Source organism: Ruegeria sp. CF4 (genome assembly GCF_056537345.1).
On the sequence record NZ_JBQFRJ010000007.1, the window covers coordinates 128,014 to 148,234 of the forward strand.

Genomic DNA, 20,221 nt, shown 5'->3' on the forward strand with positions numbered 1-20,221 from the left:
TCAGGCAGACGGTCGGTATTCGGGTTGCACCGACGTAGTCTGGGCAAGCGTCAACACTTCGAGCATCGCGCATGGCGGGTTCGACAAGATATTTGTCGACAGTGCTTCGGTCTCGGTGCCGAACAAAAGGTCTGCGTAGCTGTCCAGATGCTCTATCGCTTCGTCTGATCCAGCGCCGCAGAACACTCTGATTTCGTCGGCGCGCGCGCGAAAACGGGCGGTGCACCCGTCCGAACAATGCGCCAGTTCGCTACTGCCCTGAATCTCGAATTCTGTAGTCGCCGCAGGGGCTGATTCCGCCATCGAGGTGGCCAGCGCCCGTGCGATTCGCGCCAAAGCCGGACAGGTTTTCCCCGTCCTTTGGCAAATTGTTGCCGAGAACTGGTGGGTTCCGGTTTTCCATATCATGATGCGCCCTCCGCGCGTGGGCTGAGGGTGTGAAACAGGTGGGACAGCACAGTGCAGTCTGGACCTGCCCGGACACCCCGCCCGAGTTTCAGTTTCGGTTCCGATGGCAGGTCTCCTGACTTGCGGGTCATCGCTTTGCCGACCTTCCCAGCCCTCAAGGCCAGTGGCGCTACGGCATTGCTCTCCGCTTACAGTTGCGGGGGCAGTCGCGGATTTGGTCCGTTCCGGATATTACCGGGCAGGGCCGCACCGTGTTCCCTTTTCATCCCGGCCTCGAACGAGGGCGCGGGAACCATCACCACATCGCTAGCGGTTGCGCACTTCCCGAGTCAAGCGGATTGAATGCCACAAGCTTACCTTTGGTCCAGCCACGTCAACCTTGACTCGAACGCGATCGAGTGAACTGATCGGTTCAGATAACGCATGAGGATCAGATGTTGGACGCGCGGCAAACCGTGATGACCGAGGAGTTCCGGTTTCCCGCCGGGTCCGCGATGCTGTCCGCCCGCTTGTATCTGCCTGCGACCGATCCGGAAACGGTTGTGGTCATTAACAGTGCCACAGGCGTGCCACGAGACTATTATCAGCATTTTGCGCGTTGGCTGGCAGCTGAGCGCGGGATGGCCTGCCTGACCTACGATTATCGGGATTTTGGTCACTCGCTGACCGGGCCGCAGAAGGCCTCGACCGTGACAATGGCAGACTGGGCGCTGGTCGATATCCCTGCTGCACGGGCCGAGATGCGGCGGCGGTTTCCGGGTGCCAAGCTATGGAGTATTGGCCACTCGCTTGGTGCGATGCTTGGGCCGGTGCAATCGGATATCGAACAGATAGATCGGATGATCTGCGTCTGTTCAGGTCTAGTGACGCTCAAAGATCACCCGTGGCCTTACCGCGCGCTGGCTGCGTTGTTCTGGTATGGCCATGTGCCGTTGTTGGTCCGTGCTCTGGGATATCTGCCGGGCAAGGCGGTCGGTTTTGGTGAGGATCTGCCCGCGTTGATCTATTGGCAATGGCGCAAGTGGTGCACGGCTCCCGACAGCTATCTGCCCGAGATCGGAGAGACGCTGCCTCAGGCCCGTTGGTCCACCGCAGGCGGGCGTGTTGATCTGTTCGCCTTTGAAGATGATGAGATGGTACCACCCGCAGCCGTGTGGCGGCTGGCCGATCTTTACGGCTCAAATGCCCATCGTCACCTGTTGTCGCCGCAGGAATTTGGTTTGCCAAAAGTTGGACATATCGGAGCGTTCGCCCGACGAAACGCAGCGGTTTGGCCCCGCCTGATCGACTGACCAGACGGGACGTTGCCTCACAGCTTCTTGCGCGACTTTTTCTGCTGCGTGACACTACGCACCATCTTGCCGAACGCTTTGTCCCGCGCGCGGGATTGAGCGATGGTTTCCGAGTTGCGCTGATCCTCGCGCCGCAACTTACGCCAACGCTCCAGCCGGGACGGGTCAAGCGTGCCGCTTTGGACCGCGACCTGAACCGCACAGCCGGGCTCGGTTTCGTGCTGGCAATCCGAGAAACGGCAATTCAGGCTCAGCTCCGTGAGGTCCGAGAAGACCTCATCGACTCCGTCCTGTGCATCCAGCAAACGCAGCGCCCGCATGCCGGGCGTATCGATCAGCCAGCCACCATTGCGCATCTGATGTAACGCGCGCGCGGTCGTGGTGTGCCGGCCCCGTGCGTCATCCTCGCGAATGCCCGCCGTGGCTTTTTCCTGCCCGGTCATGCCATTGGCCAGCGTGGTTTTACCCACTCCGGATGAGCCCAGCAGCGCACCGGTCTGACCCTTTGGGCACCACGAAAGAACCTGTTCGATCGCAGCCGGGTCCAGTGCATTGATCGCCAACACAGTCAGAAACGGATCGATGGCTTGCGCCTTTTTCACAAAGGTCTCGGGTGCATCGGAATTGTCGGCCTTGGTCAGCACGATCACCGGATAACACCCGGCCTGATGCGCAAGCGCCAGATAGCGTTCCAGCCGGGGCAGACTGAAATCGGCATTGCATGAGCTGACGATGAACAACACATCGACATTCGCGGCGATTAATTGTGCCGAAGCACCTGTGCCCGCAGCGCGACGCTGCAGCAGGCTGCGCCGGTCCAGCAGGTGGTGCACGCGTCTATCATTGTCTGCCAACACCCAGTCCCCAACCGCATAGTCGCCGGTGGGGTGGTTGGGGGTCAGCAACGGGATCTCGCCGTTGGGGCCAAGCCCGATCAACCGATCCCGATGAACGGCTGTGATGCGAAAGGGATTGCAGGTTGGGTCAGCCACGTGTTGCGCGGCAAAATGTGAGGACCATCCGAGGTCCGATAAAGAAAGAGACATTGGTCTGCCTGTTGTCAGAAACAGCGTGTCCGACGGATGGCGATCGCGCATCCGCTGGTCATGTGTTCAGGCAGTCAGAAGATCGTGTCGGATCAGAACCCGGCTGCCCGAAGGGTCATTGCTACAATCATAAAGCCCTCCTGTGGCTCAGGGGTTGATAAAGTGAGAGGCTGGACATCGACCCAAGCGGGACTCGTTGTGGCTGCTTCCTTCCGGACCTGACCAGGTTGGCGAGGCGCTCGCCCGCGCCAACCTCTCGACCCCTCATATAGGCCCGCTGCGCCACATTGGCAACCCGTCAGAGGGTCAGTTGGATAGGCAGGAACCCGTCTTCGTCCAAAGGCAGAACGCAGGGGTCATACTCGGCCAATTCATGCAGATAGGCCTGGGCGGACGGGCCGGTGGTCAGAATAGCTCTGGCTCCGTTTGTCGGCCTCAGAATGAACGGGCGCGGCGCTTGCTCCAGCGGGTCATATGACAGTTTGCCCGCCAGATAATCACGCAGCACATCATGAATGAGCCGCGCAGGCAGCGTGATCGGATGGGCATGTGGAATCGAAGGGAAATGCCCGCCGCCATTGGCGCGGTAATTGTTCGTTGCGACAATGAACTTCTGATCTGGAGTGATCGGATTGCCGCCCACCTTCAGCGAACGGATTCGGGAATGGGCCGGATTCGTCAGACGGCCAGCAGCGTCGAATCGTGCCGGTTGCGAGAGGTCGATCTCGTAAGTTGCGCCGTGCAGAACGTCGAAATTGAACCCTGCACGCTTCGGGTTGATCAGGTGCGAAGGCTGATCGGCCGAGAGCTGATTGAGCACTCCGGCAGACATCTCCAGCCAGTCGCGCAGTTGCTCTGCTGTCACCTGCACCGCACGCAGCTCATTGGGAAAGACATGCAGATCGGCCACATGGCGGACCGAGATCTCGCCTGCGGGAACGTCGGTAAAATACTCCGGGCCTCCACGGCCTCCGGATTTGGCGGGTGCCGCGGCCGAGAGAATCGGAAGGCTCTCCCATTCGGTACTGGCCAGATGGAACCGTACGGCAGCAGCCTGAGCCGCCGCCAGCAACGCAAGTCCTCGGTCTAAGGCGCAATAGGTGAAATAGCTGTGCAACGCCTTGGGCACCGACCCCACGGGTTCAGAGACGCGTTTGCGCGTTTCCGCATGACCTATGGCAAAAAGTTGTTTCAATTCGGGGTCTTCCGGCATCGGCCCGGTTGCCGTTTTGATCGGGGTTGCACAGACTTGGCTTTCAACAATGCGCCAGCGGTGCTCCGCATCCTGTTTCAACTCAAGATCGATTACACCCAGATGCGAGCCCCCCCATCCCGGCATCACAACCGGTTTTCCATGTACCAGCCCTTGCTCGTGATCCACATGAGGCAAACCTTCATGCGCCTTGCCGGGCAGCGTCAGATGAGTATGCCCGGCAATGATCGCATCAATTCCCTCTATTGCGGCCAGAGGGATTACTGCATTTTCCATCCCGGCTTCGGCTTCCGCCTGATCCAACCCCGAATGGGCCAACGCCAGTACAAGATCACTGCCCTGACCGCGGAGGTAAGATGCCGTCTGCGCGGCTGCAGTCAGAATGTCGGTGACCTCTACCTGCTCCTGCAACACATGCGCCTCCCACCGAATGGTTTGCGGCGGCAGAACGGACAAAACGCCAATACGGAGCGGAACATCTTCGTCATCTACGGAAACCGTCCGCTGCAGGATCGCGTGAGGGACCCAGCCCTGAGGCGTGTGTGTTGTGCGCATATTGCTGCAAATCATCGGACAGGCGATCTGAGCAGCAATACGATTTACCAGATTCAGCCCGAATCCGAAATCGTGATTGCCCAACCCGATCGCGTCATATCCCAAAGCGTCGAATGCCTGTGAGAGCGGATGTATCTGGGTTGCGACGTCCGAGGCCCATTCTCCAAGCGAAGTGCCCTGCAACGAGTCACCATTGTCGAACAGCAATACCAGCGCGCCGTCGCACCGGGCCTGATCTCGGGCCGTTCGGATCAGGCTGGCAGTGCGGGTCAGACCCCGGCTCGTCTCGGGAATGTCGGAATAATAGTCAAATGACGTCAAATGCATATGCAGGTCGGACGTGGCCAATATCCGAACCTTTGCACAGGAATTACGCGTCTGCATTTGACGCGCCGAATTATCGTGTTTCAAAATTTCAACTTCTGACTGTCATCGTAACAGATTTTTCACCATGAGGTGGACTTAGTGCAAATTCCGGGGCAATGCTGCGGTCTTTCGGCGGCAGATCAAAAATATTTTGTTTGCTCAAATTCCGTTGCACCGACAGCACAGACATGGCAGCCCTTGGCGCGGCAGGCGAGGACAATAGGCATGAAACGCGCAGAACAGGTCACTTTTGGCGGCTCGGGCTTGAACCGGGCGGGATTGTTGCGGAGCGATCCAGAGAAGCTGGCGCAGGCCTATGATGATCCCAAGGCGCGTTGTTTGCTGCTGTGGCGTGGCAAGGTGCTGGTGCAGGGTGAAGCCCTGGACAAGCTGGCGCTGATCACGATGGACCACGAGATTTTGCAAAATGGCCGGGATGGAGTGATCGAAAAGCCTATTCTGTTGGGTCTTTCGGACGATGCCGTACCTTTGTTCGCTATGGATATTTCCGGCTGGACGGCCGAAGGATTGGATTTGGCCAGTGTCGGAGAATTCGTGGATCGCAGTGAACAGCAGCACCCCGATCTGCCTGAGGGTCATGTCTTTGCCGAACTGCGTCGCATCATGACGCGCCTCAGCGCACGCGATGCAGAGCTCGCGGCGACGGCCAAGGCGGTGATCGGATGGCATGAGACGCATCGGTTCTGCGCTCGATGCGGTGCCGCCAGTGATATCTCTCAGGGCGGATGGCAACGCAGTTGCTCTGCTTGCGGTGGCCAGCATTTCCCGCGCACCGACCCCGTGGTGATCATGCTGATCACACATGGCAATTCGGTTCTGATGGGGCGTTCTCCGGGTTGGCCGGAAGGGATGTATTCCCTGCTGGCCGGATTTGTTGAGCCCGGTGAAACACTTGAGGCGGCAGTGCGGCGCGAGGTGATGGAAGAGGCCGGTGTTCCCGTCGGTGCAGTGCGTTATCTGGCCAGTCAACCCTGGCCGTTTCCCGCGTCCCTGATGTTTGGCTGCGCGGGTGAAGCTTTGTCGCCAGATATCCAGATTGACCCGGTTGAGATCGAAGACGCGATCTGGGTCAGCCGGACTGAAATGATGCAGGCTTTCGCGGGGGATCACCCGACCCTGTTACCTGCCCGCAAGGGCGCGATTGCGCATTTTTTGCTGCAACACTGGCTTGCAGACACGCTGGACTAACGAGAGACTGGCGGCGACGCGAGACAGAGAAGAACCGAGATGCAGTTTTCAGCACAGGAAGATATCGAAGTCCCGATCGACACGGTGTTTGCCATGGTGGCGGATTTTGAGCGTTTTGAGCGCATGGCCATACGCCGCGGGATCGACGTTCGGCGTACTTCCGGGTTTGCATCGCCGCATGCAGGTACGTCATGGGAGACGGTGCTGAATATCCGCGGTAAGCCACGCCAGATTTCAATCGTGCTGAGCGAATGTGAAACGCCGTCGTTGATGCGATTTCAGGCCAGTAGCAAGGGTATGAACGGAGATACTCTTATTGAACTGCTGGCTCTGTCGCAGCGCCGGACACGGCTGAGCGTGATGACGTCGCTGAAAGCAAAGACACTGCCTTCCCGGCTACTGCTGCAATCCCTGAAACTGGGCCAGTCCCGGTTTCGCCGCCAGTTCCAGACACGTCTCAGCGACTTCGCGCGCGAGATGGAAGAACGTCACCTGCACGGGGTTTGATTGAGCAAGAACCTGACCGGTCAACTACCAATGAACAGGTGCTAGCGAATGCGGATAGCCCAAAGATCACAGATCATTCTCCTGCATGGCGCGTCAAGCAGTGGCAAAACGACGATCGCACAGGCGCTACAGAACAGAGCCGATGTGCCATTCTGGCATATCTCTATCGACCATCTGAGAGACGCAGGCATTTTGCCCATGCATCGATTTCGAACCGGTGAATTTGACTGGGCAGACAGCAGGCGAGAGATATTCGACGGCTTCCACTGGTCGCTGGTGGCTTATGCGGATGCGGGCAACAATCTGATTGTCGAGCATATTTTTGACAGTCCGGGCTGGATCGAAACACTCAAACCCGATTTTGGTCGTCATGACGTCTTGTTCGTGGCGGTACACTGTCCGGTCGATGTTTTGGAACAACGAGAGAGGGCTCGTGGCGACCGTAGGATAGGCAGCGCAGTTCAGGATCAGCAAACCATACATCTCGGGCGCGTGTATGACCTTGAAATCGACTCAACGGATGATACCGGTGCGAACGCCGTTAGAATTCTGAACGCTTTGAAGTCAGGGGTGCGCCGGTCCGAGTTCCGAGCGTCGACCTAATCTCGAGTTACCCACGCGGTTGCGCCGCCGGGTATACGCCCAGCAGTTCGACATTGGTCGTGAAATGTTCCAATTCGTCCATCGCGAGTTTGACGTTATGGTCATCCGGATGACCTACGATATCGGCGTAAAACTGCGTTGCTGTGAAAGAACCATCGACCATGTAGCTTTCGAGCTTGGTCATGTTGACGCCATTCGTCGCGAACCCACCCATCGCTTTGTAGAGTGCTGCCGGGATGTTGCGGACTTGGAACACAAAGCTCGTGATCATCCCGTGATCACCCCGGCGCGCAAGATCGACCTCGCGTGACATCACCAGGAACCGGGTTGTGTTGTCGCCATGATCCTCGATGTGGCGTGCCAGCACATTCAGGCCATAGATCTCGCCTGCCAGTTCGCTGGCCAGCGCGGCTGAGTGAAGCTCACCTGCCTCTGCCACCTCGCGGGCAGCGCGGGCGTTGTCAGGGCTGACACGGCCTCGGATGTTGTGCTGTTTGAGGAACCCGGCGCATTGAGGCAGCAGAACCAGATGGGAATGGGCCTCGGTTATGTCGTCGAGCTTTGCGCCCGGAACCCCCAGCAGGTTGATATGCACCCGCACAAAGGCCTCGTCGATGATATGCAACCCGCTATGGGGTAGCAGCCGGTGGATGTCCGCGACCCGGCCATAAGTGGTGTTTTCGACCGGCAGCATCGCCAGATCGGCCTCGCCCGAGCGCACTGATTCGATCACATCTTCGAAAGTTCGGCAGGGCAGGGCGTCCATATCAGGGCGCGCGTTACGGCACGCCTCGTGGCTATAGGCGCCGGGTTCTCCCTGAAATGCAATGCGTTTGGTCATTTGGTCGTTTCCGTGCAACAAGTTCGCGAATTGGGCGTTTAGTCGCGGTGTCTATACCTTGCCTCTTCTCAGGGGAAGCCTTAGACACCCCCAAGACAGCTGAAATGGACACGCGATCAAAATGTTCGACACGATGACAGTTACCAAGGCCGCAGCAGGCCTGTTTGGCACCTTCTTGGTGCTTCTTCTGGCAAAATGGGGGGCGGACGTCCTCTATAGCTCTGATAGCCATTCTGCCGAAGCAGCTTACATTATCGAAACAGAAAGCGCGGGTGAGAGCGCTGACGGTGAAGAGGTCGTATTCGAAGACATGCTCGCCGCAGCCGATCCTGAGAAGGGCGCACGTGTGTTCCGCAAATGCACCGCCTGCCACAAGCTTGAGGACGGTGCCAACGGCACAGGTCCATACCTCTATGGTATCGTAGACCGCCCGGTCGCAACGGCCGAAGGCTTCACCGGCTATTCAGCTTCGATGCAGGCCCATGGCGGCAACTGGACGCCGGAAGCTCTGGACGCGTTCCTCGAGCGTCCCAGCGCCTATATCTCGGGCACTTCGATGAGCTTTGCTGGTCTGAAAAAACCGCAAGAGCGCGCCGATCTGATTGCGTATCTGCAAACCATCGGAAATTGATCGACCGGTCAGAATTGAAGATTTCAAAGCCGCTGCCTGGTGCAGCGGCTTTAATTTTTTGTCTGACAAGAACTTCACAAAGCGTTCACGCATTCTAAACTTGCAACAGTAAGTGTTGGTCTTTTAGCTGGCCTGCACGACATTGAAGATCACAAATGACCCAGAGGACGAGCATCATGAAATCCCTTCTGACCGTACCGCGACCGCCAAAGTTTCAATCTTGGGCTGCGGTGCTTGGGATTTCGGCTACGGTCTTTTTGTCTGGCGGAAATATTGCCGCTGCCAACGAAGAAGCAATAACGCGCAGTCATGGCTATTCTTACTTTGGTAATCTGGATTATCCGGTCGATTATCCGCACCTGAACTATGTAAATCCGGATGCGCCCAAAGGTGGTGAGCTGTCGCTTGCCGGTTCGGGGACGTTCGATTCGCTGAACCCCTTCTCACGCAAGGGGCGCGCGGGCGCGCTGACGACGATCCAATATGACTCGCTGATCGACAGCACTTCTGACAGTGTCGGGCAATACTATGGTCTTCTGGCCAACAGCATCGAGTATGATGAAGGCCGCAACTATGTGATCTTCCACATGCGGCCCGAGGCGACCTTCTGGGATGGAACTCCGGTTACGGCCGAGGATGTCGTCTATAGCCACCGTTTGTTCATCGAGCAGGGCCTGCCATCTTATGCCCAAGCCGTGGGGCGCATGGTCGAGAATGCCGAGGCGCTGGATGATCACACGGTGAAATTCACTTTCAACCCCGAAGTGACACGGCGCGGTCTAATCGAAACGGTGGGCTCAACGCCGATCTTCTCAAAAGCGTGGTTCGAAGCGGATGAGAGCCGCCGTCTGGATGAGCCCCGGCTGGAAGTGGCCGTGGGATCGGGCCCCTACAAGCTGGACAACTACGATATCAATCGCCGGATCGTGTACAAACGGCGTGATGACTACTGGGGTAAGGACCTGCCGATCAACGTGGGTCGGAACAACTACGATACCATCCGGATTGAATATTTTGCGGACCAGACCGCTGCGTTCGAAGGCTTCAAAGCGGGCGAATACACCATGCGCATCGAGAGCGATCCGAAGCTTTGGGCCTCCAGCTATGATTTTCCGAAGTTGAGCGAAGGCTCTGTCGTGCAGGATGAAATCGCTGACGGCAGCCCTCCGACGCCGTCGGGCTTTGTGTTCAATCTGGGCAAGCCGCAATTCGCTGACAAGAATGTGCGCAAGGCTATCGCGCTGGCATTCAACTTCGAGTGGGCCAATGAATCGCTGATGTTTGGCCTGAACTCCCCGCGCAGTTCCTTTGTGCAGGACACCCATCTTGAAGCAAAAGATGTGCCTACAGGCGCAGAGCGTGCGTTCCTCGAAACTCTGGGCGATGTGGTGCCCGCCGCCGTTATGAACGAGCCTGCGCTGGTGGTACACGAATCCAATGCAGCCCGCCTGAATGATCGCCGTAACCTGCGCCAGGCGTCAAAGCTGCTGGATGAGGCCGGTTGGCCCGTGGGTGATGGCAATCTGCGCCGCAACGCAGAGGGGCAGACGCTGAAGGTTAATATCCCCTACGCCTCCAGCATTCCCACATCGACCGCAACGATGATTGAGACCTTTGTCCAGAACCTGCAATCCATTGGCATAGATGCGACGGCGGAAAAGGTAGACCCATCGCAGTTCACCCTGCGTCGGCGCGAGCGCGACTATGACATGGTGTATTCGACCCGTTACGGATCTTTCCTGTCCACGGGCGGCGGGCTGAGCCAGATGTATGGCTCGGAAGAGGCGGCGTTCAGCCTGTTTAACCCGGCGGGTCTTGCCAGCCCGCTTGTGGATGCCGTGATCGAAGCGTCATTCGACACCACAAATCAAGCCGAACAGGACGCGGCGCTTATGGCGCTGGACCGTGTGCTGCGCTATGAGTTCTTCATCATCCCTGATGGGTATGTGGCGGATTATTGGACAGCTTACTACGACATGTATGAATACCCGGAAAACCTGCCTCCGTTCACGCTGGGCTATCTCGACCTGTGGTGGGTCAACCCCGAGAAAGAGGCGGCACTGAAGGCGAAAGGCGCGCTGCGGTAACATGGGCGCCTATATTCTAAGACGTCTGTTGCTGGTCATACCGACCCTTCTGGGCATCATGATCGTCAACTTCACGCTGGTGCAGTTCGTCCCCGGCGGACCGATCGAACAGATCATCGCACAGATCGAAGGTCAGGGTGATGTCTTTGCCGGCTTTGCAGGCGGCGGCGACGCCGGGGCAGGGGCCGAGCCCGCAGGCGGTGTCTTTGACGACAAATACGTCGGTGCCCGCGGTCTGCCGCCCGAATTCATTGCAGAGCTTGAGAAAGAGTTCGGCTTCGACAAACCGCCACTCGAACGTTTTCTGGGCATGATGGGCAATTACCTGACGCTGGATTTTGGCGAGAGCTATTTCCGCTCGATCAGTGTGATCGATCTGGTGCTGGAAAAGATGCCCGTGTCGATCTCGCTGGGACTTTGGTCAACGTTGATCGCCTATCTGGTCTCGATCCCGCTGGGTATTCGCAAGGCAATCAAGGACGGGTCGAGTTTCGACACCTGGACCAGCGGAGCCATCATTGTGGCCTATGCCATCCCCGGGTTCCTGTTTGCCATCCTTCTGCTGGTGCTCTTCGCGGGGGGCTCGTATTGGCAGATCTTCCCGCTGCGGGGGCTGACTTCGGACAATTGGGACAGCCTCAGCCTGTTCGGCAAGATCACTGACTATTTCTGGCATATCGCGCTGCCGATTATCGCGCTGACCATCTCGGCTTTTGCGACGCTAACGTTGCTGACCAAGAACTCATTTCTGGATGAGATCAAGAAGCAATACGTCATGACCGCCCGCGCCAAGGGCCTGAGCGAGCGCAAGGTCCTCTACGGCCATGTTTTCCGCAACGCGATGCTGATTGTGATTGCCGGTTTCCCGGCCGTCTTCATCGGTGTGTTTTTTGGCGGTTCGATCATCATCGAGACGATCTTCTCGCTGGATGGTCTGGGCCGACTGGGGTTTGAGGCCGCAGTGGCGCGCGATTATCCGGTGATCTTCGGCACGCTTTTCATCTTTGGCCTGATGGGGCTGGTTGTCGGCATCATCAGCGATCTGATGTATGTGCTGGTCGACCCTCGCATCGATTTCGAAAAGCGGGAGGGGTAAATGGCGCTTTCCCCCCTTAACCAGCGCCGCTGGCGCAATTTCCGACGCAATGGACGGGCGTTCTGGTCGCTGATCATCTTCTCGGTCCTGTTCGGCCTGTCGCTATTTGCCGAGTTCATCGCCAACGACAAACCGATCCTTGTGAAGTATCGCGGTGAATTCTACACGCCCGTTTTCAACTTCTACGCCGAAACGGAATTCGGAGGCGATTTCCAGACCGAGGCGATCTATCGCGACCCCGAGGTCATGTGCCTGATCGATAGTGGCGGGCTGGAGCAGTGTTTCGACGATCCCGAAGGCATTATCGACGAGATCAAGGCGGGTACGTTTGAAGCCGATGGGTTCGAACGCGGCTGGGCCATATGGCCGTTGATCCCTTATTCCTTCAACACCAGTGTGGATCGCCCCGGAGCGGCACCCTTGCCGCCCAACAGTCAGAACCTGCTGGGCACCGATGACACCAAGCGCGACGTGCTGGCGCGTGTTATCTATGGCTTCCGCCTGTCGATCCTGTTCACGCTGATCGTCACCGGGGCCGCCAGTCTGATCGGCATCTTTGCAGGGGCCATCCAGGGCTTTTTCGGCGGCTGGCTGGATCTGATCTTCCAACGCATCATCGAGATCTGGTCCTCCACCCCTTCGCTCTACGTTATCATCATCATGTTCGCCATTCTGGGTCGAAGTTTCTGGCTGTTGGTGATCTTGATGATCCTGTTCAGTTGGACCGGATTGGTGGGCGTCGTGCGCGCTGAATTCCTGCGGGCACGCAACCTTGAATATGTCCGCGCCGCGCGCGCGCTGGGGGTTGGCAACATGACGATCATGTTCCGCCACATGCTGCCCAACGCGATGGTCGCCACGCTGACCTTCATGCCGTTCATCGTGACCGGAACCATTGGTGGGCTGGCCTCGCTGGACTTCCTCGGCTTCGGTTTGCCGTCCTCGGCCCCGTCGCTTGGGGAACTGACCTTGCAGGCGAAACAGAACCTGCAGGCTCCGTGGCTGGCCTTCACCGCCTTCTTCACCTTTGCCATCATGCTGTCGCTGCTGGTCTTCATTTTTGAAGGCGTGCGCGATGCGTTTGATCCCAGAAAGACCTTCTCATGAGCCTTTTGGATGTGAACAACCTCAAGGTCTCGTTCCGGCAGGACGGGCAGGTTTCGGCGGCGGTCAAGGGCGTGTCCTTTACGGTCGACCGAGGAGAAACCGTGGCGCTGGTGGGCGAATCCGGTTCGGGCAAATCCGTGACCGCGCTCAGCACTGTGTCGTTGTTGGGCGATAGCGCAATAGTCGAAGGCTCAGTCACCTATGACGGGCAAGAGATGATCGGTGCGTCCGAAGACAGATTGATGGACGTGCGCGGCAATGACATTAGTTTTATATTTCAAGAACCGATGACCTCGCTCAACCCGCTGCATACGATCCAGAAGCAGATGGCGGAATCTCTGGCGCTGCATCAGGGCGTTACGGGCGATGCGGCGCGCACGCGGATTGTGGAACTTTTGAACAAAGTTGGCATCCGCGACCCCGAAGAGCGGTTGGACAGTTATCCGCATCAATTGTCCGGTGGACAGCGTCAGCGCGTGATGATCGCGATGGCCTTGGCCAACAAGCCGGACATTCTGATCGCGGATGAACCGACGACCGCGCTGGACGTGACGATTCAGGCGCAGATTCTCGAATTGCTGGCCGAACTGCAAAAGTCAGAGAACATGGGGATGTTGTTCATCACTCATGACCTTGGCATTGTGCGCCGCATCGCCAACCGGGTCTGTGTGATGAAGGATGGCGAGATTGTCGAAACCGGCGTGACAACGGAGATTTTCGACAACCCGCAACACCCCTATACTCGTAAGCTTCTGGCGGCCGAGCCGTCCGGGCACCCCGACCCGGTGGCCCCGGATGCCGAAGAGGTGGCCCGCACTGATCACCTGAAAGTCTGGTTCCCGATTCAGCGCGGGTTTCTCAAACGGACCGTGGGCTATGTGAAAGCTGTCAATGATGCGACGCTTAGCGTGCGCGCAGGAGAAACATTGGGGATCGTAGGCGAAAGTGGATCGGGCAAGACAACGCTGGCGCTGGCCATCATGCGTTTGATCGCGTCCGAGGGCGGGATCACTTTCCGCGACCAGAATGTGCGTCGCTGGTCAACGCGTGAACTCAGGCGGTTGCGCAAAGACATGCAGATCGTATTTCAGGATCCGTTCGGCAGCCTCAGCCCCCGTATGACCTGTATGCAGATCATCGCCGAAGGGTTGGCCATACATAAGGTCGATCCCCATCGTGCCCCGCGCGAATTGGTGGCCGAAGTGATGACCGAGGTTGGGCTGGACCCAGCCGCGATGGACCGTTACCCGCATGAGTTTTCGGGTGGGCAACGCCAGCGGATCGCCATTGCCCGCGCCATGGTATTGAGGCCCAAGCTGCTGGTGCTGGACGAACCAACCAGCGCGCTAGACATGACCGTGCAGGTGCAGATTGTTGATCTGTTGCGGGACCTGCAAAGGAAATACGGGCTGGCCTATCTGTTCATCAGCCATGACCTGAAGGTCGTGCGCGCGATGTCTCACAACGTCATCGTCATGCGCAACGGCGATGTGGTCGAAATGGGCGCTGCCGAGGATTTGTTCGAACATGCCCAAACCGACTACACCCGCGAACTGATTGCGGCGGCGGGCTGACGAGCAGCCCGCACCTTTGACCTCAGGCGATTTCCTTGTTCTTGGCTGACGCGGGAACGGGGCCGCGCAGCTCTTCATAGTGATCGAATTGCAGTTTCACCCAGCCGGTACCACGGGTGGCGCTGGCGAGGGTGCGGTGCAGCTCATCCTCGGCAACAGCCGGAAGTTGGGCGTTGAAGATTTCCCAGCCCGACGCGTTCGGATTGCCCTCGAAGCCCAGCACCTGACCTTGCAGCGAACTGATCGTCGGGACCAGATCGCCGACGAAGGCCGACGGTAGATGGATCTCGGCGTTCAGGATCGGTTGCAGGACAACCGGTTTTGCTTCCGGCAATGCTTCACGTACGGCGTTCTTGCCCGCCGTGCGGAAGGCATAGTCAGAGCTGTCCACGTTATGGTGTTTTCCGTCACTCAGCGTCACCTTGACGTCCACGACAGGGAACCCCTCGGGGCCTTCGACCAGAGCATCCTTGGCCCCATGCTCCACCGAGGGAATGTAATTCCGCGGTACCGCTCCGCCTTTAACCACTTCTTCGAACTGGAACCCAGATCCGCGTGGCAGCGGTGCGATGGATATAACGACATCGGCAAATTGCCCCGCACCACCGGATTGCTTGCGATGGCGATGGCGATGATCGACCTTCGTGCGGATGGTTTCGCGATAGGCAGTTCCGGCGGCCTCTGCCTCGATCTCGATACCGAAATCTTCAGCCAGCTTGGCGCTCACGCGCCGCATATGCTGCGGACCTTGCGAGCCCAGAATGGAATGACCGCTCAACTCGTCCTGTTCCAGATGCAGCCCCGGGTCGATCTCAACCAACCGGGTCAGCGCGTTCGACAGACGTACATCATCACGCTCATGCGCGGGCGAGACGACCTGACGGTGCGCGGCAGGATGCGATGAAGCCCATTCCGGCAGCTCCGTCGCCGCCGCGCTGTCATAGATAAAACCGGGATTGAGATGGTCGGATTTCACGGCCAATCCGATCTGCCCGGCCTCAAGAGCACTGATCTGGGTCTTGGCGTCCAAGGTGGTTAGGTTTCCGACGGTTTCGCCACCCAGAGATTCGTGTGCTTTCACCCCGTCACCCAGACCGCGCAACACGGTGATCTTGCCGATATGCTTTTTCACATCCGCAAAGCCTGCGATGGCACGGGCGTTCTCTTCAGCCTCATCCCGGTCCGCCGCGATGTTGAATTCCGGGGCCTCGTGACGCAATGCCTTCATCAGCCGGGTCAGGCCATTGCCATGGCTGGCCGCGCCCAGACAGGCGGGGATCAGTTGGTGATTCTGCAAAACCTGCGCGGCCAGTTCGTAGACCTCTTCGCTGGGCGGCTGTTTGTCCTCGATCAGCTGCTCCAGAAGGTTGTCGTCGAAATCCGATAGGGTCTCCAGCAGTTCGGTGCGCGCTTCCTGTTCGCGGTCTTCTACCGATTGCGGCAACTCGATCAGGGCCGAGGGCTGGCCTTCCTGATACTTCCACGCGCGTTCCGAGATCAGATCGACGGCACCGATGATGGTGTCCCCGTCGCGGATCGGAACCTGCCGCAGAGCGATGTGATGAGTGCAATAGGTCTGTAGCGCTGCAACGATGTCACGGATGCGGCCATTGGGGCTGTCCATGCGGTTGATGAACAGGAAACAGGGGATACCCGCTTCTTCCACCAGCCTGAGATACGGGGCACACAGGACGGCGGCATCCGGATCAGGCGGCACGACGACCACGGCCGCGTCCGAGATGGCCATTGCGGGGCCGACATAGGCCAGCGCATCGCCGCCTCCGTCCACGTCCACCGCGCACCAGGGTTCGTCCAAATAAGAAAAACCGTGCAGATGCACGGTTCCGGCGATATCGAATGTTGTGGGCCGCCCGTCGAGGCGGCTGATCGCTTCGACCAAGGTGGTTTTGCCCGATTGGCTGGGGCCGAGGACGGTGAAAACGCGCATGGGTGCTGTCCCTCTTTCAGTTGCAACTTGGCTGCACGAAAAGAGTTGCCCGACGCGTATGCGTCGGTACGGGTCTGTCTGATACTCGGCCTGCCTCAGGCGGCGGAGAGGAGTGGCTCTCCACCCCTTAAGTGTGGAGAAAACCAGAGGCGGGCGTCAAGCCCCTCATGCAGCTTCGAAAGGAACCGATCAGTCGGCTGACCGGTCCAAAAGGGTCAAATCGCCGAGCTATGACCCGCCTTGCTCAGGTCATAGGCGTCAAAATTCCGCGCGATCATGCGAGTCAACGCGCGTGCCTCCTCTGGGATGAACAGGCCCTTGTCGGTGATCTGCAACAGGTTTTCAAAGGCCGCGTTGGCCGATTGGTACATCTGATGCAGCTCACTGGCCGAGATATCGTGGTTGCGCAGGATCTCGGCGGTGTCGATCTGGAAATCGCACATCAAGGCTTCGATCAGACGAGAGCGCAGCACATCCTGCCCCTTGAAAAGATGTCCGCGCGCAGTCGAAAACTGACCATCACGAATGGCTTTGGTATGGGCCGACGTGGCTGAGGCATTCTGGGCGTAACCTTGCGGGAAGCGCGAGATTGAGCTTGCACCGACGCCAACCAGAACCTCGGCCTGATCATCGGTATAGCCTTGGAAGTTGCGCTTCAGCCGACCGGCGTTCAGCGCCTTTGTCAGGCCATCATCCTGCGTGGCGAAATGGTCGATGCCGATCTCTGCATAATTGTCCCACAGGAACAGGCGACGGGCGGTTTCGAACAATTCCAGCCGTTGTTCGGGTGTTGGCAGCGCGTCAGAAGGGATCATCTGTTGCCGCTTGGCCATCCACGGAACATGCGCATACCCGTAGAGCGCAACACGGTCAGGTGACAACGACAACAGCTTCTGCACGCTTTCTGTCATCCGTGCTTTGGTCTGGTGCGGCAGGCCATAGAGGATATCGGCGTTCAGGCTGGTGATGCCGCGCGCGCGGATCATGTCGACGGCATTGCGGGTCACGTCATAGCCCTGAATGCGCCCGATGGTTTTCTGGATTTCGTCGTCGAAATCCTGCACCCCAATCGAAGCGCGGTTCATGCCCGCCTCGGCCAGTGCGTCCAGACGCGCCTCATCAATCTCGTTTGGATCGATCTCGACCGAGAACTCGGCGTCCGGGCCCAAAGGAACCACGTCGAGAATACGCGCCGCTAGGTCACGCATCAGGTCGGGGTTCAGCAGGGTCGGCGTACCGCCCCCCCAATGCAGGCGCGACAGTTTTACACCTTCGGGTAGACGTGCCGCCAGCAGATCAAGCTCGGCCTTCAACACATCCACATAGGCAATGACCGGATTATCAGTTTGGGTGCCTTGCGTGCGGCAGGCGCAAAACCAGCACAGCCTGCGGCAGAAGGGGACGTGGACATATAGCGAAATGGAGCTTCCCGGAGCGATCCCGGAAATCCATTCACTGTATAGGTCGGACCCCACGTCATTATTGAAATGGGGGGCGGTTGGATAGCTTGTATAACGCGGTACCTTCGCGTCAAAAAGTCCAAGCCGTGCCAATTGAGCTTTGATTGTCATGACGCTACGGGTATAACGGGGAGGGCTTGCATACTTTGACCGAGATCAAGTGGACGCGCGAATGAACGTAAAAGCCATGTTTGAACACGGAAGCTGCGAGGATTGCCCGATCAGGCATCGCGCAGTATGCGCCCATTGCGAAGCTGATGAGCTCGAAGAGCTTGAAAGCATTAAATATTATCGCAGCTTTGAGGCTGGACAGAATGTAATCTGGTCCGGCGACCCGATGAATTTCGTGGGGTCGGTCGTTTCCGGAATCGCTTCGTTGACGCAAACGATGGAAGACGGTCGCACGCAGATGGTCGGGCTGCTATTGCCCAGCGATTTTGTTGGCCGCCCGGGGCGCGAATCTGCGCCATATGATGTGATTGCAACCACCGATCTGGTCATGTGCTGCTTCCGCAAGAAGCCATTCGAAGAAATGATGACGACCACGCCGCACATCGCGCAGCGCTTGCTTGAGATGACGCTGGACGAACTGGATGCGGCGCGCGAGTGGATGCTGGTACTGGGGCGCAAGACCGCGCGAGAGAAGATCGCCAGCCTGCTTTCGATCATTGCCCGCCGGGATGCGTCGATCCACAAGTCCGGCATGACGGGGCCGATCGTGTTCGATCTGCCGCTGACTCGTGAGGCGATGGCGGACTATCTGGGTCTGACGCTGGAAACGGTGAGCCGCCAGATGTCTGCATTGAAAAAGGATCAGGTGATCTTGCTGGAAGGCAAGCGCCACGTCACCATCCCCGATATGGGGCGCCTTATGGAAGAGGCGGGCGACGATACGGATGGCGGTTTTCTGGTCTGACGCCTGACCCTGTCGGCGCGACCCTCACAATGTCAGGAGTGAGCCATGGTATTCAGTAGCCTGTTGGCGATGTTGTTCATCGGCGCGATTGCCGGGTGGCTATCCGGCAAGATCATGGAAGGTCGTGGCTTTGGTCTGATCGGGAATATTATCGTCGGGGTTGTCGGTGCATTTCTGGCAGGAACGATCTTTCCCGCGCTAGGCTTTGGGGTTGGTGGCGGCCTGTTCTCTTCGATCTTCTTTGCGACTGTGGGGGCGGTGATCCTGCTGTTCCTCATAGGGTTGATCCGAAAAGCGTAAAACGCTCAAAGCCGCCCGGATCAGGGGCGGCTTTGCATCTTGTTTCGCAAGCGGATCAATGGGCCAGGAAGACCGGCACGTTGGATTGCTCGAGCATATTGCGGGTTGCTCCGCCCAGAATTGCCTCGCGGAAACGGGAATGCCCATAGGCGCCCATCACGATCATGTCCGCCTCGGTGTCCGCTGCGTGGCGGTTGAGGATGTCCGAGACGCGAGTCATGGTCTTGCTCAGCACATCGATCTCACATCTCACCCCGTGCCGTGCCAGCATCTGCGACAGCAGTCCGCCGGGGTCGGACCGGTCGGGCCCATGCCGGGGCGGATCAATGACGACGATGCGTGTCAACTCGGCCTGTTTCAGGAAGGGCAGGGCGCAGCGGATAGCCCGCATTGCCTCGATGCTCTCATTCCAGCCGATCATAACGGTTCCCGGCGAAGCAAGTGGTTTTGAATCGTCCGGCACCAGCAGAACCGGGGCGTGGCCTTCGAACATGGCAGCCTCGACAATCGGTTCGGCTTCGGCGTCCCGGTCTTTGCCGTAGGGTCGTGGCAAAATCACCAGATCCGAGAAACGCGCACGTCGCGCAACATGGCGTCCGATATCGGCGATCTGCGCAACGCCATTCTCGGTAGACCAGCGGATGCCGGACTTGCCTAGATAGTCCTGAGCATAGGCGAGTATTTCATCGGCCTCGGCATTGGCGCGGCTCAAGGTTTCCTGCAAAATCAGTGCGTTGGCACCTGCGTAGTAATAACCCGTCTGACTGCGGTCGACTCCAAGACACAGCGCCTCGGCGTGGGCGTCCTGTGCCTCAGCCAGTGCGACCATCTGCGCCAATGCAGATTGTGACAGCTTGGTTTCCGTCATGACCGTCAATAGGGATTTATATGCCATGTCGCCCTCGTGATTTCGGCGCGACCATTGTGCGGTCCGCGCATCGGTTTCTTGAGGAAAACCTGTCACATTAAACAGGGGCTTGTCTTGACACAGATCAAAGCGGAAAACGTGGCCTCGCTGCATTACAGCATGCAGTCAAAAAGGTTTCGCGCGGCATGAAGAAT

18 protein-coding genes, 1 other RNA gene and 1 riboswitch are annotated in these 20,221 nt (G+C 58.4%); of the genes, 11 read left to right on the forward strand and 8 right to left on the reverse strand.

Annotation, left to right across the window (positions count from 1 at the left end):
* Positions 1-408 (reverse strand): hypothetical protein, encoded by a 408-nt coding sequence (locus ACR0NF_RS15455; RefSeq protein WP_480778541.1) that lies wholly within the window; start codon positions 406-408, stop codon positions 1-3.
* 88 nt (positions 409-496) lie between these two features.
* Positions 497-720: riboswitch (cobalamin riboswitch) on the reverse strand.
* Positions 721-842: 122 nt separating this feature from the next.
* Here ACR0NF_RS15455 and ACR0NF_RS15460 point away from each other — a divergent pair.
* Entirely contained in the window at positions 843-1,700 is an 858-nt protein-coding gene (locus ACR0NF_RS15460) for an alpha/beta hydrolase family protein (RefSeq protein ID WP_480778542.1), read from the forward strand.
* A 17-nt stretch (positions 1,701-1,717) separates the two neighbouring features.
* Here the strand turns inward: ACR0NF_RS15460 and rsgA are convergent, their stop codons facing one another.
* From rsgA to ACR0NF_RS15475, 3 genes are all read right to left on the reverse strand, one after another.
* A complete protein-coding gene (rsgA, locus tag ACR0NF_RS15465; protein WP_480778543.1) occupies positions 1,718-2,746 on the reverse strand; it encodes a ribosome small subunit-dependent GTPase A in 1,029 nt (342 codons plus the stop codon).
* 160 nt (positions 2,747-2,906) lie between these two features.
* An RNA gene (ffs, locus tag ACR0NF_RS15470) (signal recognition particle sRNA small type) lies at positions 2,907-3,005 on the reverse strand.
* Between the two features lie 39 nt (positions 3,006-3,044).
* On the reverse strand, positions 3,045-4,898 hold the full coding sequence (locus ACR0NF_RS15475) for a bifunctional 2',3'-cyclic-nucleotide 2'-phosphodiesterase/3'-nucleotidase (protein ID WP_480778544.1): 1,854 nt from the start codon (positions 4,896-4,898) through the stop codon (positions 3,045-3,047).
* Between the two features lie 207 nt (positions 4,899-5,105).
* Between ACR0NF_RS15475 and nudC the strand changes: the two genes are divergently transcribed.
* The 3 genes from nudC to ACR0NF_RS15490 are packed head-to-tail and all read left to right on the forward strand — an operon-like array spanning position 5,106 to position 7,199.
* A complete protein-coding gene (gene nudC, locus ACR0NF_RS15480) occupies positions 5,106-6,089 on the forward strand; it encodes an NAD(+) diphosphatase (protein ID WP_480778545.1) in 984 nt (327 codons plus the stop codon).
* Positions 6,090-6,128: 39 nt separating this feature from the next.
* On the forward strand, positions 6,129-6,596 hold the full coding sequence (locus ACR0NF_RS15485; RefSeq protein ID WP_480471787.1) for an SRPBCC family protein: 468 nt from the start codon (positions 6,129-6,131) through the stop codon (positions 6,594-6,596).
* A gap of 48 nt (positions 6,597-6,644) precedes the next feature.
* Entirely contained in the window at positions 6,645-7,199 is a 555-nt protein-coding gene (locus ACR0NF_RS15490; RefSeq protein WP_480471788.1) for a chloramphenicol phosphotransferase CPT family protein, read from the forward strand.
* A 7-nt stretch (positions 7,200-7,206) separates the two neighbouring features.
* On the opposite strand, the gene ACR0NF_RS15495 is transcribed toward ACR0NF_RS15490, so the two are convergent.
* Positions 7,207-8,040, reverse strand: a complete 834-nt coding sequence (locus ACR0NF_RS15495) for a prephenate dehydratase (RefSeq protein WP_480471789.1) — start codon at positions 8,038-8,040, stop codon at positions 7,207-7,209.
* 121 nt (positions 8,041-8,161) lie between these two features.
* Between ACR0NF_RS15495 and ACR0NF_RS15500 the strand changes: the two genes are divergently transcribed.
* The 5 genes from ACR0NF_RS15500 (at position 8,162) to ACR0NF_RS15520 (ending at position 14,535) form a co-directional block, all read left to right on the forward strand.
* On the forward strand, positions 8,162-8,671 hold the full coding sequence (locus ACR0NF_RS15500) for a c-type cytochrome (RefSeq protein WP_480471790.1): 510 nt from the start codon (positions 8,162-8,164) through the stop codon (positions 8,669-8,671).
* Between the two features lie 176 nt (positions 8,672-8,847).
* Positions 8,848-10,758 (forward strand): extracellular solute-binding protein, encoded by a 1,911-nt coding sequence (locus tag ACR0NF_RS15505; RefSeq protein WP_480778546.1) that lies wholly within the window; start codon positions 8,848-8,850, stop codon positions 10,756-10,758.
* Between the two features lies 1 nt (position 10,759).
* Positions 10,760-11,854, forward strand: coding sequence for a microcin C ABC transporter permease YejB (locus ACR0NF_RS15510; RefSeq protein ID WP_480667877.1), 1,095 nt, complete (start codon positions 10,760-10,762; stop codon positions 11,852-11,854).
* Positions 11,855-12,961 carry an ABC transporter permease gene (locus ACR0NF_RS15515; protein ID WP_480667878.1) on the forward strand — a complete coding sequence of 369 codons (1,107 nt, stop codon included), beginning with the start codon at positions 11,855-11,857 and terminating at the stop codon, positions 12,959-12,961. It begins immediately after the preceding gene.
* Positions 12,958-14,535 (forward strand): ABC transporter ATP-binding protein, encoded by a 1,578-nt coding sequence (locus ACR0NF_RS15520; RefSeq protein WP_480471794.1) that lies wholly within the window; start codon positions 12,958-12,960, stop codon positions 14,533-14,535. Before ACR0NF_RS15515 ends, ACR0NF_RS15520 begins: the two co-directional genes overlap by 4 nt.
* A 22-nt stretch (positions 14,536-14,557) precedes the next feature.
* Here ACR0NF_RS15520 and ACR0NF_RS15525 read toward each other — a convergent pair whose 3' ends face one another.
* The gene (locus ACR0NF_RS15525) at positions 14,558-16,483 is read right to left on the reverse strand and encodes an elongation factor G (RefSeq protein WP_480778547.1); all 1,926 of its coding nucleotides are present in this window, start codon (positions 16,481-16,483) and stop codon (positions 14,558-14,560) included.
* A gap of 215 nt (positions 16,484-16,698) precedes the next feature.
* Positions 16,699-18,054 (reverse strand): oxygen-independent coproporphyrinogen III oxidase, encoded by a 1,356-nt coding sequence (hemN, locus tag ACR0NF_RS15530; protein ID WP_480778548.1) that lies wholly within the window; start codon positions 18,052-18,054, stop codon positions 16,699-16,701.
* Between the two features lie 61 nt (positions 18,055-18,115).
* On the opposite strand from hemN, the gene fnrL reads away from it, so the two are divergent.
* The gene (gene fnrL, locus ACR0NF_RS15535; protein WP_480471797.1) at positions 18,116-18,859 is read left to right on the forward strand and encodes a transcriptional regulator FnrL; all 744 of its coding nucleotides are present in this window, start codon (positions 18,116-18,118) and stop codon (positions 18,857-18,859) included.
* 45 nt (positions 18,860-18,904) lie between these two features.
* Positions 18,905-19,159: a GlsB/YeaQ/YmgE family stress response membrane protein gene (locus ACR0NF_RS15540; RefSeq protein ID WP_480471798.1), complete on the forward strand. Its 255-nt coding sequence runs from the start codon at positions 18,905-18,907 to the stop codon at positions 19,157-19,159.
* A gap of 55 nt (positions 19,160-19,214) precedes the next feature.
* Here the strand turns inward: ACR0NF_RS15540 and ACR0NF_RS15545 are convergent, their stop codons facing one another.
* Positions 19,215-20,054 carry a universal stress protein gene (locus tag ACR0NF_RS15545; RefSeq protein WP_480778549.1) on the reverse strand — a complete coding sequence of 280 codons (840 nt, stop codon included), beginning with the start codon at positions 20,052-20,054 and terminating at the stop codon, positions 19,215-19,217.
* Positions 20,055-20,221: the final 167 nt, after the last annotated feature.